This is a genomic window from Novosphingobium kalidii (genome assembly GCF_040534015.1).
GTDB classification, from domain to species: domain Bacteria; phylum Pseudomonadota; class Alphaproteobacteria; order Sphingomonadales; family Sphingomonadaceae; genus Novosphingobium; species Novosphingobium kalidii.
In genome coordinates, this window is record NZ_JBEWLY010000019.1 from 1 (window position 1) to 12,905 (window position 12,905).

The following is a 12,905-nucleotide window of genomic DNA, read 5'->3' on the forward strand; positions in this document are numbered from 1 at the left end:
TCCTCGGTGTACCTCGACTTCTTCATTTCCCAGCTCCTTGCCTGATGGCTCTAAAGCGCCGGAAAATCTCACTCAAAGTGGATGAAAAAAATAGGCAGGACGTCACGCCCTCGCCGTGACCAGCGTAGCACTTCTACGTAGTGGTGACTCCGCCTATGGCTTTCTCTTGGCGCTTGAGATCACATTGATGACCGCCCGCCTCGTGGATTGGCAGCGACGTACCAGGCGGTCACGATCTGCCCTTCACTCGGTACCGACCATTGACACATCAGTAACGTTGTCGGCAGTCTGGTGCACGTTGCAGGGTACGCTGGCATTTGTGATCGGCTTCGCCTGCCTGCCAGAGGATGCAGCGTGCACCGTCGAACTGCGGCTGCGAGCGGACGAGGCCTTATCCGCCGCGAAAGGCGCGGGGAAAGGCGTAGGCCGCCGCTATGGTAGGCTCGCTGCTGCGGCGCCGGCAATGCACAGCCTGGGCCGGGCAGGCATCGCGCGGATGTGAATGGTCCCTTTAAGTACGCATACCTGATCGAAGATTTCACGTCCCGCCATCCTCGTATGCTCCGGCATTACAAGGCAATCACGACCGGTTATGTCCGGCACTGTAGCCATCCGGCCGAACCAGCCTGGCTGCGACGTCGCAATCCGGGCGGTTGGGTTCGGCATGCTGCGCATCCACGCAGCACGCGCACTGGGGATTCAGCCAACTGGGCAAGGGCCCGCGCGTGCCGTTCTTATGCGACAGGTGCAGCCACTTGCTGTGCGCCAGCAAACGGTAGAGGCTGGTCGATGCTTCATTTGTCAGCGTCAGGGCGTGGTCGGCGGCCCGCTCACCGACGCCCAGAGCGTCCCCGAACAATTCACTGCTCGAATAACATAGGTCAAACCCGGACAGTACGCCGGCCAATCGGCGGTTCACCGCCGGTATCCTGAGCAGGTCCGACATCTCCGCGCGGAGGGCAAGGTGCCCGGGATTAAATGCAGTCATCAGAGCGCCCTGCGCCTGGGTGTTGCGCGCAAGTAGCGCACCAACAGGGCGGCGTTCCGCCTCATAGGTGTCGAGCAGCGCATCAGGCGATTTGCCGCTAAGAACTGCAGCAAGTTTCCAGTCCAGGTTCATGGCATCCTGCACGCCGACGTTCATGCCCTGTCCTCCGGCCGGAAGATAAAGATGCGCAGCGTCGCCGGCCACGAACAGGTTGCCGGTCCGGTAGCGCGCGGCGAGACGGGTCACCTTCTTCCCAGGCGACCGGCCCGCGTGAGGGCGCGATCATCAACGAGCTGTCCGAGGACGAAGCGAGCGAGCTTCAGCTGAAATTCTACTGCTAGCTCGGACTGCGCGGCGAGGAGCCGAACGGCCCTGAAGGGCAGGCCGAGCAGGTGCAGTTCGACGGTGAGAAGGGCTACAAGGCAGCCCTGCTGTCCACCCTGAAGCGCACACGCGAGATGCTGGCGGATGGGTCGCTCTGAACCTTATCGCTCGATCGGCGCGCCTGTTTCGATCGTCGGTCCCACTCTCGTTCTGAGTGAGAGTTTTCTGGCCCTTTAGGGCAAAGATCTGGGAGTTGCAGAAGTCGAAGTCCACCGAGGAGCAGATTGCCTTCGCTTTGAAGCAGGCGGAGACGGGGTACACCGGTGGCGGAGGTGATCCGCCGAATGGGAAGCAACGATCAGCATTCTAGCGTTGGCAGAAGGTGTACGGCGGACGTGGTGTCGGCGAGCTGCGGGCGTGAAACAGCTCGAAGAGGAGAACTGCAAGCGCTTGCTGCCGCTCGACTCGGGCGGCTGCACCCTGTTCCTGACGTGCTCGCACTTCGTTGTAGAACAAGGTCACCGGTCACCCTGGACGTATATCGGGTTCGAGTAGAACCATAAGTCCTGCCATGGGTCTTCCCCTGCGCGGTCGGGTTCGGGTTCGGCTTGTGTGGTGTTAGTTCCGCGCAGGCGGATGTAGCGGACGCCTGCCGGCAGCTTCAGGCGGTGCCGGATCACCTGCATCTCGCCATCTTGGCGCCAGTCGCTGGCGGTGAAGCGCTTTGCCACGACCGCACTCTCGTTGCGCTCGCCCTGCCCTTCAGCACGGGCCTCGCCAAGCGTAGAGCCGATGATTAGGTCGACATGATGGACCGCGGGCACCTTCCCTCCTGCACCGGCAGTGGCCGACCGGAAGCGTATCGTGATCTCTGCCGTTTGGCGCCGGCTTAGCATCAGCGTATCGCCCATGCTGACCGTCATCTCTTGTCGACCGGTGGTGCCCGCGAGAAAGTCCAACCGGTCAATCAAGCCGCCAGTGGCCACAAAGACTCGGCCAGCGCGCAGACCCTCAAGAATACCGCTGTAACTGGGCTTGGCGAAGACCCAGGTCTTGGCGTACTCGCCCGGCCAGAAATCCGCGCCGCCTTCACTCCAGTGACCGTGAGAATCCGACGTGGCAGTGATCGTCCAATGCAGGCCCTGGCCCAGCAGCGTATCCCATGCGCCCCCCAGGGTTGCGACCATCTGGTCGAACCCACCCATCGTGGGATAGCCGCCATAAAGACCGCGCGAGCCGTGGGCGGCATCGAGCCCCTGTTTGGGTTTCGCAGCCTGATGTCCTGGCGCGCCTTCCATGCCGATCGCCACATGCGGAGCGGTCTGGTGCCACTGGTGAAATTCCTGCGGTGTATGCAGCCCCCACTGCCTGCGCCCAGGCGCGGTGCGCGAGGGATGATTGGCGATCAGCACTGGTGGATTGGGCAGGCGCGCCATGTATCGTAGCGCCTCCATCATCCTTGGCTTGGTATTGCGCGCAGGATCGGGCGGAAAAGCCTCGCGTTTGCCGAAGCGCGATTCAATCTCGCGCAGGGTGTCGCGCTCATCGATGTCAAGTGGAAGGATCAAGGTGGCATGTTCGCCGCCGGGCACGTCGAACTCCATGCCATAGAACAGGAGCAGGTCCGGAACGGCGCGGCGCGCCACCACCACGTCCGGCCACGCCTTCGTGTAATTTAGGGCAGAATGGTGTGGCCCCCCGTGATCGGTGGACACCATCCAGTCGAGCCCGAAGCGGCGGGCCATCTGGGCGTTCTGCAAGATGGTATGGCTGGAATCGCCCCCGATGACCGATTCCGGCATGATCTCGGGACGCTCTGGATCGGTAGGATACTTGGCGCTATAAATGCTATGGACATGATGGTCGCCAGCTAGCCAGCGCCGCTCAGTGGTAGGATGGCTTGCTGCTGCAGCATCCAGAGCAATGACCAACAGCAGCCCTGCGAAACATGTGCGAAGCATCGTTTATCCCATTTGTGAAGCAGGCGTTTGGCAACAAGGGGCACCAGGCGAGAGAGTGCCTCGGCGCCCCTTCCCACGATCAGAACTTCGCGCGGACGCCCCAGTTGACGGACCGCCCGAAAGTATGGATCTCGGTGAACTCCTGCTTTGTACCCGCGAACGAGACTTGCCGCTGATTTAGCACGTTCACCGCCTGCACGAATGTCTCGACGTTAGGCCGGATCTGATAGCTGGCGCCCACGTCGACGATGCCGAAGCCCTTTTGGGAATTGCTCACCACATCGTCGGGTGTCGGCAGCGAAGTCACGAGTGCTCCGGCATCCGTCACGTAATCGCTGCGGTACGTATAGCTTACGTTGAACTCGAACGGCCCTGATTCGAAAAACGGGGTGATCGAGTAGCTGACGTCCGAGACACCCTGCATCGAAGCAGACTGGCGACCAGCGCCCCGGCTGTTCAATTCAAGCTTGGTGGTTGCCAAGGTTGCAGTGGCGGTGATGCCAAGGCCGAACGCCAGCTTGTTGGTATATCCGAATTCGAGCCCGGAGATCTGCGCACTGCCGACATTGGTCGGCGTGGCCACAAGCACGTCGACCGGCAACGTGGACCCGTCGTTCACGGCGAACGCGAGTGAACGCGTCTCGAAGTCCGAAGCGATATAGTCGGTGATATCCTTGTGGAACGCTGCGGCCGTGAAAGCGCCGAAGTCGTTGAAGTACCATTCGAACGACATGTCGAAGTTCCACGACGTGTAAGGACGCAAGTTCGGATTACCCGCGGCGCCCGTCAGGATCAGCGTGGGATCGTTCAGCGCCGCTGCCCCTTCGTTGAAGATCCTGGTTACGGTGACGCTGTTGGTGTTGATCGAGTTACGCAATTCGGACAGCGATGGCCGCGTCATTGTGCGCGCGGCAGCAAGCCGGAACTGCACGTTATCGGTCAACCGGAAGGTGGCGTTGGCGCTGGGCAGCCATTCGGAATAGCTGGCGCGCGTCGTCGTGGGCGTCACCGTGGTGGTCACCGCACCCGCACTGTTGCGGACCGGTACAACGGTCGTGCCCTCAACATCGGTGCGCGTGCGAATATAACGAACGCCGAAGTTGCCGGTAACGGGGACGGCGCCGATGTCCGCTTCGAAGTCGACCCGCGCATATCCCGCCAGGATCTCTTCGCCGATCCGGTAGGAGTTCTGCAGATCGGCTGCGGTGGGGGCAAGGTCACGGGCAGTGGGGCTCACGCCATCGAATTCATCGCCCAGGGTATAGGCCTCGTTGAACAGGTTCCAGTCCACGTTGCGCCAGGGTTGCCCGTTAACAATCGACTGATCGAAGGCGTTGCTCGGCACGGGGAACTGCAGGAACGCGTCCGTCTGCGTGGCCCCCGGGCGCAGCACCGCTCTGTTGCGATCCCGGCGCTGGTAGTTGCGGTAGCGGTCGGAGTACTGGCCGCCGAAGCGCAGCTTGGTGAAGCTCAGCCCACCCGTTCCGAAGGCAAGATCACGCCCGATATTGAGCACCAAAGTCTTGTCGACGTCTTCGGAATTGATCGGCCGGATGGCCAAGCTCTCGAATACCATCCGCTCGCCGGTGGTCAGGTCGAGGTCAGTAAACAGCGACTCAACTTTACCGTCACCCACCACATCATTGCTGAAATCGAATGTCAGGTTTCCGCCTGCACCGTTCGCCGTTCGATACTGCACGCGCTGAATCGGCGTGTTGAGGTCGCTGCGTGCTTGCGCATAGCTGAAACGCGGCTGCACTTCCCAACCGCCGAGATCGAGCTTCATTGTGGCGTTGAGTTGCAGGTTCTCATGCGACTGATCCAGATGCTCCGCGTAATTGCGGATCCGGGCGCCCCGGATCGTGCCTGCTACCAGGCGGCCATCCTCGACCACTGCGGTCGAAAGATCGAGCCGCGAGATCAGGCTGGGGATGTAGTAGGTTAATCGGCGTTCGGTGGTTTCGTTGTCGAACTTCGAATAGAGGCCATCGATGTCGATCTCGAACCCGGCTGAAGGGCGCCACTGGACCCCCGCGACCGCGCTGATCCGTTCACGGTCTTCCAACTCCAGATAGGGTTGCACATCGCCCGGGACCCGTACCGTACCGAGCCCGGCAATCGTCGCCGTAGCCCAGCCGTTGCGCAGACGGTCGAATTGCACTTCACGCTTGGAGTAAGAAATGCCGCCTATGACGCCGAAGGTCTGATCCGGATTACGCCATCCGACCGTCAACGCCCCATTAGGGTTGGTCGTATCTGTCCGTTCCTCGTACCCGGCAAAGGCTGTGGCGGCGACGAACGTCTCCCGATCCAGCGGGTTGATGAGGCGAATGTCGACCGATGAGCCGATGCCTGCCTCCACAAGATCCGCAGTCGGGGACTTGGTGACCACAACCGCATCGATCAGCGCGGCAGGCAGGACCTGAAGGCGAAACTGACGGCCCGATTGGCCGGAATTACGGATGTTCTCGTTATAGGCGAGCGGCATACCGTCGAAAGTCACCGCCTGAAAGTTCGGACCGAGGCCGCGAACGCTGATGAACTGCCCCTCACCAGCTTCACGCACGATTGTAACGCCCGGCACGCGCTGCAGTGCCTCGGCGATGTTGAACGCGGGCAACTTGCCGATATCAGCGGCGACCACGGCATCCGCGATCGAGTCCGCATCGCGTTTGACGTCGAGCGATCGTGCGACGCCCTGCGAGAACTTGGCAGTGACCACGATGTCGTCAGCCGCTTCGACTTTATAAGCGGCGCTTGCGGGCGTTTGTGCGGTCGCCGCTGGCGAAGGGCTGACGATCAGCGCCCCCCGGCTGTCGCGCACCACGCGCAGCGGCTTGCCCGCGATCAGGCGGCGCACGGCGGTTTCCGCGTCGAACTCGCCGGACAGCGCCGGCGCATCGAGCCGATCGACCGCCGCGCGAGTGAACAGGATGTCGCTGCCACTCTGCCTCGCAAGCTGCTCCAGCGCACGATCCATCGGCTGCGCTGGCATGGAAATCTGCACCCGCCGCGTCTGGGCCTGCGCTGCGGCAGGCGCGGCCAGTGAAACCATCGAAAGCGTCAGGCCCAACGCTGCCGATTGGCAGAGCCGCCTTTTCAAATTCGTCATGTTACGTGTCCCCGTTCGCACGCTTGACGTAAGCGCTCGCTGCCATGACGAACGAGAGCAGATTTACCTCACCCCAGCCGGTAAAAAAAATTCAGCCAGTCCCTTCGATGCGGATCAGGTCGCCGGCGACTTCGACGCGGATCGGAAGCAACAGCGCCAACGAGCGGGCAAAGGCTTCCGGGTCGCCAAGGCGATACACACCGCTGAACCGCAAACCTGCGACCTTGGGATCGGCAGCAACGAGTGTGCGCCGCGAGTAGCGGTTCATTTCGGCAATGGCGTAGCTGAGCGTATCGTCGCGCAAGGCTAGTCTTCCGCTTTGCCAAGCCATCAGGTCTTCAAGCTCCGGCCGGTCCAGCTTGTCTTTGTCCCCGGCGACCATGGCGATGCGGCTGCCCGAAGGCACGGCGAGGCTGCCTCCGGGGGAAGTATTGATCCGCGCGACACCGCTGACGGCGGTAAGCGCCACGCTCTTCCCCGTCCGCTGAACGTCCAGCCGCGCGGAGGTGACGGTGGCCTGCCGTTCTCCCATGTCTATGACGAAGGGGCGGCTATCGGCAGCGATGTCTAGATCGATCCGTCCCGCCTCCAACGAAAGCATGCGAATATCGCTTTTCGAGCGGAAGCGGATGAGGGTGGCCGTGTCCAGCATGGCTCGCGACCCATCCTCGAGCACGAAACGACGCTGTTCACCCACTCCCGTGCTGTAGACACCGGCATAGGCCGACTGCCAACCGGCGGTGACTCCTGCAGTGACGAACAATGCGCCGCCGCCAGCCACGACAGCCCGGCGCGACATACGTACTGGTGCAGGGCGTGCGTTTTGCAACTGCTGCAGATGCTCCTCGCGCAGGCCACCAACCGCAGTCCAGATCTCAGAGGCATTCTCGAACGAGCGTTCATTCGCCCGATCGGCCTTAAGCCACGAGCGGAAGGCTTCCTCATCATCATGGGCGCGGTCATCCGCATGCAGCCGCGCCAGCCACTCCGCAGCCTGCCGATCGGGGCCCTCCAATTTGCTGCGGGAGGTCACCTCACCAACTCTCCATCCATTCGATCAGATGCGTCATGGCGCGCGCGATATGCTTCTCGACGGCGCTTTGGCTTATCCCCAACTCCTGCGCAATCTCCCGATATTTAAGTCCCTCCAGCCGGTGCTTCAAGAAAATCTCCCGGGTTCGGGGACTGAGAAGTGCAATCCCAGCACGCAGCCGATCCAATCGCTGGCGCGCTATCAGCACTTCATCCTGCAGCGGCATCCCGTCTGCCATCGCATCGAGTTCCGTGTCGGGCGAGAGCATCCGTGCCCAGCGGCTCTCCCGGCGATGGGCGTCGATGCCGAAGTTAGCGGCTGCGCGCATCAGCAGCCCTGTCGGGTTGCGTGCTTCGACTTCCCGCTGCTTGAGGCCGACCCACGCATCATGAAGCAAGTCTTCGGCATCGTCGCGCCTCGTCATCCGAGCGATCTGTTCCCGAAGCTTGTTCCAACTGCCAACCAGTTCAAACTCGCGCATAGAGACTCTCCCCTGCCGCCATGCGCGAGCCGCTAAAGTTGCGACGTTACGGTTTAAGGACCATCGGCAAATGCTACCGGGATTAGACCGCCGAGCCCTGCCGCGAACGGAAGGGCGCAATTTAGGCAGGCTCAGGCAAGCGCCGTGAACCCGATAACGAGTCGGAATCGCCATCATGGCAAGGCCCTGCGTGACATGGTAGCCCCGAGGGCTGCGGGAGCCGCGAACAGTGCGGCCATGTCAGCTCGTATAACTCGGTGACGGCAGGCACCTGATTGTCGCTACCGGGTCTTCGCCGAGCTTATCGTCGCAGCAGCAGTTCCACGTGCGTGAGCGGCTTGAACATCTCGCCACCGGCAAGGTGGATACCCAGCCCCGCGCCGATGAGGATCATGCCGGCTGCGTTCAATGCAGCCAGATCGGCCCGCCCCTCTCGCAGGCGCGTGGAAAGCTCCTGCACGATGAACTGTGCACGCATCTTTCGCAGGTTCAAAGCCGAGGGGATGAGCGCCGGGTCACGCGTTGCTTCAATGGCGATCGAGTGGCTGGCGATGGACAGCGTCATATCCGGCATGACGTCTCCGCCGACGTTGAATAGATCGTCAGCGGCGATCAACTGGACATGGATCTGTACCAAGCCAGCTTTCAGGAGGCCTTCTCGGGTGCGAAAGTGGTGCGCAATCGACGACTTGGGGATGCAAGCCGACGCTGCCACGCTGCGATGGGAGATGCTTGCGACACCTTCTCGCCGGATAAGGGCAGCAACAGCCGCGCCGATCTCACGAGCCCGCCGTGCAGAGGCGCTCGCATCTTCAGGCGGGCGGTCGATGCTCGGCAGGAATCCTTCAAAGCCAGTGGCGAAGGCCGTGTCGCCGGGCGCGATCCGGGATGATAACCGCGCGAGGGTCGCGGATCTGAGCAAGTGGTATTCGGCGTTACCGTGGAGCGCCAGGCCGAAGGCAGCTCATCACGACAATAGTTGGCTATCGCCCAGCCCAGGATTTCGGCCCTCGGTGCGCCACGCTGCATATCACACCAGAACTGCTCCTCCGCCGCGACGAGCGCCGCGAGATCGGAATGACGCTCTTATCGGCGTGCGCAGTCTGCCATCAATTCACACAGCACGATCGATTGGGAGCGATCATGCGTGTTCGCTTCATCGAGGAATGCGGCGATCACCGCAGCCAGGACGTTTTCACTGGCAAGATCCATGCCTTGCGTCAGCGCCAACCAGCGCTCGTGCTTGGCATGTTGAAATACCAGCATGTCCGCAAACAGGCTGGCGATGAGCTCGGACTTGCGCCCCGCACGTGACGTCACCCCGCCACGGGTGCTTCCGGCACGGGCCGCCACCTTGCGCATGCTTAGCCCGCGCAAGCCCTCGTCTGCCATCTGCTTGCGCTCCCGCCTGATATGCAACAACTATCACATCTTGCGCGAAGCCGTTATAACGACTGACTTGGCACGCATTTGCTCGAGAGATTTAGTTAAGGCTCAGATTGCAGACGGCAGCCTCAAAGAAATAGACGTTGAGGGCCTGCGTCTCGGTCCGACGGCCATTTACATGGCCAAGTTGCGGGGACGCATGAACTCCCCGCTTGCCTTCCAAGCGATCCGGAGGGTGCAGGATTATCTTGCCAGCGCGTGAGCCGGGAGGAGATCGATCGCAAATGTTGCAGAGCATAAGAACTCGTTACTTTGTCATACGGCGCATCCCCAGCCCCCGAATTCACAAAATCAAATCTGTGCTACGGTGCTGACCGCTGACAATCTCTTCCGGCTTGCACCGCTTGCCCATCCCAATCCTAATCTTCAAAAAACAGGGTTTCAAGGATTCCGGGAGGGACAGGTCAGAGCTGCGCCTTCTCCACCGGGAAAAACCGTAGGTGACACTCTCGCAATATTAACGTGTCTCAGCGCACACAGCAAAGTGCATTATCGGCAATGACGCGATGAGCGGGGGAGCACTTACGTTCATCGCATGGGCCTCAACCATTCGCTAACACACGGCGTGGCTCACGGGCATGATGACTTTAATACTGGCACTTAGCGCGACGCAAGCCTGGACGCAGACGGGACCGCCGCCTCCACCGGGCAGCTTAGCCACGCCGCGAACTGCGCACGCAATGAGCGAGCCGGTCACACCGGACGAACGCTCCACGGCAGGCAGCGAAGGGGTGAGTGCAGGCGAGATCATCGTTGTCGCTACGCGTCGCGCAAGCCGGCTGTCCGAAGTGCCCGTCGCGGTGTCGGTGATCTCGGCGGAAGCTCTACGTAACACCGGCGCAACGGACATCCGCGAACTCACGCAGGTCGTTCCCTCGTTGCTCGTCTCCTCGACGACGTCAGAGGCCGCGGGCGGCAGTGCTCGCATCCGTGGCGTAGGCACAGTGGGCGACAATCCAGGTCTTGAAAGCTCCGTCGCGACTTTCATAGACGGGGTATATCGAAACCGTGCCGGCGTGGCGCTGACCGAACTTGGCCCCATCGAGCAGATCGAATTTTTGCGTGGTCCTCAGGGCACGCTGTTCGGCCGCAACGCTTCCGCCGGCATCATCAGCATTACCACCGCCACACCCAAGGACGTATTCGGCGGATTCGCTGAAAGCAGCTATGGCAATTTCAACTATCATCGTATCGCCGCTGGCATCACCGGCCCCATTGGAGAGAGCGGCGTCGACTACCGCTTGGATGGTGTCTACAATCATCGCGATGGCTTCGTGAAGGATGTGATCTCGAACCGTCGGGTTAACGGCCGGGATCGCTATCTGCTTCGCGGAAAGCTGCGATATGCCCCCACCGATGCACTTTCGGTGCTCCTGATCGGTGATTATTCGCGGCAGGACGAGGAGTGTTGCGCCGCTACCTTCTTGCCGGCGGTAGATCGTACTCGGCAGCCTGACGGAAGCTTCCTAGTAACACCCTCGTCCATCGCCTTGCTGGAGCGACGCTTCACCTCCGTCGTGGCTGGCGCTGGAAACGGCATCATAACGGACGATACCTATGGGCGTCGCGCTGCGATCACGCCAGGGCGAAGCTACCGCTCCGACGTGCGGGATTGGGGTGGGTCAGTTCAAATCGACTGGAATTTGGGTGGCCCGACGCTCACCTCGATCACAGCTTACCGCTACAACAGGTATACGAATGGTCAGGATGCTGACTTCAACAATCTAGACATCCTTGCTCGTCCGGACGATGGTAGTCGCTTCAATCGCTTCCGTTCTTTCACCCAGGAACTGCGTGCCCAAGGCACGCTGCTGGATGGCAAGATCGACTGGCTCGTTGGCGGATACTATGCGCACGAGGCGCTGACCGTCACTGACAATCTAGTCTACGGCGCGGATTATGATCGGTACGCCAACGTCGTCGGAGCATCTGGCCTCGCGGCAGTCAGCCCTGCGCTCGGTCAATTGTTCGCAGCCACTGGCTTCGCCAGTCTTCAAGGTTTCGCCAACGCGTTCACCGCTTCCCAGCTCACTGCCCTACCTATTGCGCAGCGCGACGCGATCGCCCGTGCCGTGGCGGCGCAGGTTCAAAACGTCCCGCTCTCCGGCACCGGCGACCGGGATCGCTACCGTCAGACCGATAGCAATTATGCGTTGTTCACGCACAACATCATTCACGTTACGGAGAAGCTGTCGCTGACCGTCGGCGTGCGTCACACCAGCGATAGCAAGACGCTCAACGCCTCGCTCAACAGTACGTCGCCTTGCGGCACTTACAATGACAACATCGCGCGATTGCAGGGCCTTGCCGCTTCGGGTGCGCTGGGTGCCGCGTCGGGCGTGGCCAGCGGGCTGGCCAATCAGCTACTGGCGCCGCTTGCCGGGCTCACTTGCGTCGTCAACTCCGTCAACGGCGAATTCTCAGGAAAGCGCAAGGAGAGCGTGTGGGCCGGTACCGCAGCAGCAAGCTACAAGCCTACCAACGGCATCATGATCTATGCAAGCGCCTCGCGCGGCTACAAGGCCGGTGGCTTCAATCTCGACCGAGCACCCTTCTATAACCCTGTGACGCGCGGAACAGTGGCAACCGCTGGCCTCGACCTACTCCAGTTCGCGCCGGAAAAGGTCGACTCCTTTGAAATAGGGACCAAGATCGGTAGACGGGGATTCAACCTCAACGCAACCGGCTTCTATCAACGCTATAAGAGTTTTCAGCTGAACACGTTCAACGGGTTCGCGTTCTTCGTCACTGATATTCGCGGTTGCAAGGACGACCTTGGTACGAGCGACAGTGACACGATCGTGGGCAATTCTGCTTGTGGGAACACCAAGTCTGGCGTGACATCGAAGGGCTTCGAACTCGAAGCCTTCCTCTATCCGGCGCAGTATTTTACAGTGTCTACCGGCCTCACCTATTCGGACACTCGATACGCAAGCGATCTCGTCGGCAGCCCCGACGTCAGCGGCAACAACTCGCTGCCCCGCGCCTTATCGCTGCTGCCTGGCGGACGCTTGTCGCTTTCGAACCTTTACACTGTCACCGGCTCCGCAAAGTGGAGACCGCCCGTGGGATCGCTCCGCGGCCTGCTCTATGGGGACTTCCGCTACACCTCGGAAATGAACACGGGCTCTGACCTGTTCTCGGAGAAGACGCAGGCGAGCGTCATGATCGTCAACGCACGCATCGGGGTCGGCGCGCAGAATGGAAGTTGGACCGTGGAGGGCTGGGTCCGCAACGCATTCGACATCAACTACATTCAGACGGCCTTCAATGCGGCGCTGCAGGGATCGAACACATCGGCAGCGCAGTTGTCCTCCGGACAGCGCACTACTCAGCTCTTCGGCGCCTTCCTCGCTGAGCCCAGGACTTTTGGTTTGACGGTTCGAACCGCCCTTTAGAGCAGAAGGACTGCACTGCGTCGGACGATGGGCTCACGGACCGAGTGTTCCTCTCGGCTCGCCGCTAGCGACAAGGCCATTTGGCATGCAGAGGCAGGCTAGACTGTGGCTGGAGCGCAAAGCCCGGCGCGACAGCCGACATGCTGTTGAGCGCCTCCATCC

The 12,905-nt window shown here is 61.3% G+C and carries 9 protein-coding genes and 1 pseudogene; 3 read left to right on the forward strand and 7 right to left on the reverse strand.

Annotation, left to right across the window (positions count from 1 at the left end):
- Positions 1-187 precede the first annotated feature (187 nt).
- Positions 188-502 (forward strand): hypothetical protein, encoded by a 315-nt coding sequence (locus ABVV53_RS11710; RefSeq protein ID WP_353984609.1) that lies wholly within the window; start codon positions 188-190, stop codon positions 500-502.
- Positions 503-580: 78 nt separating this feature from the next.
- Here ABVV53_RS11710 and ABVV53_RS11715 read toward each other — a convergent pair whose 3' ends face one another.
- The gene (locus ABVV53_RS11715; RefSeq protein ID WP_353984610.1) at positions 581-1,234 is read right to left on the reverse strand and encodes an FAD-dependent monooxygenase; all 654 of its coding nucleotides are present in this window, start codon (positions 1,232-1,234) and stop codon (positions 581-583) included.
- A 331-nt stretch (positions 1,235-1,565) separates the two neighbouring features.
- On the opposite strand from ABVV53_RS11715, the pseudogene ABVV53_RS11720 reads away from it, so the two are divergent.
- Positions 1,566-1,759, forward strand: a pseudogene (locus ABVV53_RS11720) (transposase); the annotation flags it as partial.
- Positions 1,760-1,830: 71 nt separating this feature from the next.
- On the opposite strand, the gene ABVV53_RS11725 reads toward ABVV53_RS11720, so the two are convergent.
- The 6 genes from ABVV53_RS11725 to ABVV53_RS11750 all read right to left on the reverse strand — a co-directional run bounded on the left by ABVV53_RS11725 (position 1,831) and on the right by ABVV53_RS11750 (position 9,291).
- Positions 1,831-3,273, reverse strand: a complete 1,443-nt coding sequence (locus tag ABVV53_RS11725; protein ID WP_353984611.1) for a CehA/McbA family metallohydrolase domain-containing protein — start codon at positions 3,271-3,273, stop codon at positions 1,831-1,833.
- A gap of 79 nt (positions 3,274-3,352) precedes the next feature.
- Entirely contained in the window at positions 3,353-6,385 is a 3,033-nt protein-coding gene (locus tag ABVV53_RS11730; RefSeq protein WP_353984612.1) for a TonB-dependent receptor, read from the reverse strand.
- Between the two features lie 91 nt (positions 6,386-6,476).
- Complete coding sequence (locus tag ABVV53_RS11735) at positions 6,477-7,418, reverse strand: FecR family protein (protein ID WP_353984613.1); 942 nt, start codon at positions 7,416-7,418, stop codon at positions 6,477-6,479.
- A 1-nt stretch (position 7,419) separates the two neighbouring features.
- Positions 7,420-7,899: an RNA polymerase sigma factor gene (locus ABVV53_RS11740; RefSeq protein ID WP_353984614.1), complete on the reverse strand. Its 480-nt coding sequence runs from the start codon at positions 7,897-7,899 to the stop codon at positions 7,420-7,422.
- Positions 7,900-8,200: 301 nt separating this feature from the next.
- Positions 8,201-8,821 carry a TetR/AcrR family transcriptional regulator gene (locus ABVV53_RS11745; RefSeq protein ID WP_353984615.1) on the reverse strand — a complete coding sequence of 207 codons (621 nt, stop codon included), beginning with the start codon at positions 8,819-8,821 and terminating at the stop codon, positions 8,201-8,203.
- Between the two features lie 164 nt (positions 8,822-8,985).
- Entirely contained in the window at positions 8,986-9,291 is a 306-nt protein-coding gene (locus tag ABVV53_RS11750; RefSeq protein WP_353984616.1) for a TetR/AcrR family transcriptional regulator, read from the reverse strand.
- 734 nt (positions 9,292-10,025) lie between these two features.
- On the opposite strand from ABVV53_RS11750, the gene ABVV53_RS11755 reads away from it, so the two are divergent.
- Positions 10,026-12,743 carry a TonB-dependent receptor gene (locus tag ABVV53_RS11755; RefSeq protein WP_353984617.1) on the forward strand — a complete coding sequence of 906 codons (2,718 nt, stop codon included), beginning with the start codon at positions 10,026-10,028 and terminating at the stop codon, positions 12,741-12,743.
- Positions 12,744-12,905: the final 162 nt, after the last annotated feature.

What these genes read in the sequence shown, in the direction of transcription:
- ABVV53_RS11725 (WP_353984611.1), bottom strand. Translation starts at nt 3,273, where the DNA reads ATGCTTCGCACATGTTTCGCAGGGCTGCTGTTGGTCATTGCTCTGGAT.
- ABVV53_RS11755 (WP_353984617.1), top strand. Translation starts at nt 10,026, where the DNA reads ATGAGCGAGCCGGTCACACCGGACGAACGCTCCACGGCAGGCAGCGAA.
- ABVV53_RS11750 (WP_353984616.1), bottom strand. Translation starts at nt 9,291, where the DNA reads ATGGCAGACGAGGGCTTGCGCGGGCTAAGCATGCGCAAGGTGGCGGCC.
- ABVV53_RS11740 (WP_353984614.1), bottom strand. Translation starts at nt 7,899, where the DNA reads ATGCGCGAGTTTGAACTGGTTGGCAGTTGGAACAAGCTTCGGGAACAG.
- ABVV53_RS11730 (WP_353984612.1), bottom strand. Translation starts at nt 6,385, where the DNA reads ATGACGAATTTGAAAAGGCGGCTCTGCCAATCGGCAGCGTTGGGCCTG.
- ABVV53_RS11710 (WP_353984609.1), top strand. Translation starts at nt 188, where the DNA reads ATGACCGCCCGCCTCGTGGATTGGCAGCGACGTACCAGGCGGTCACGA.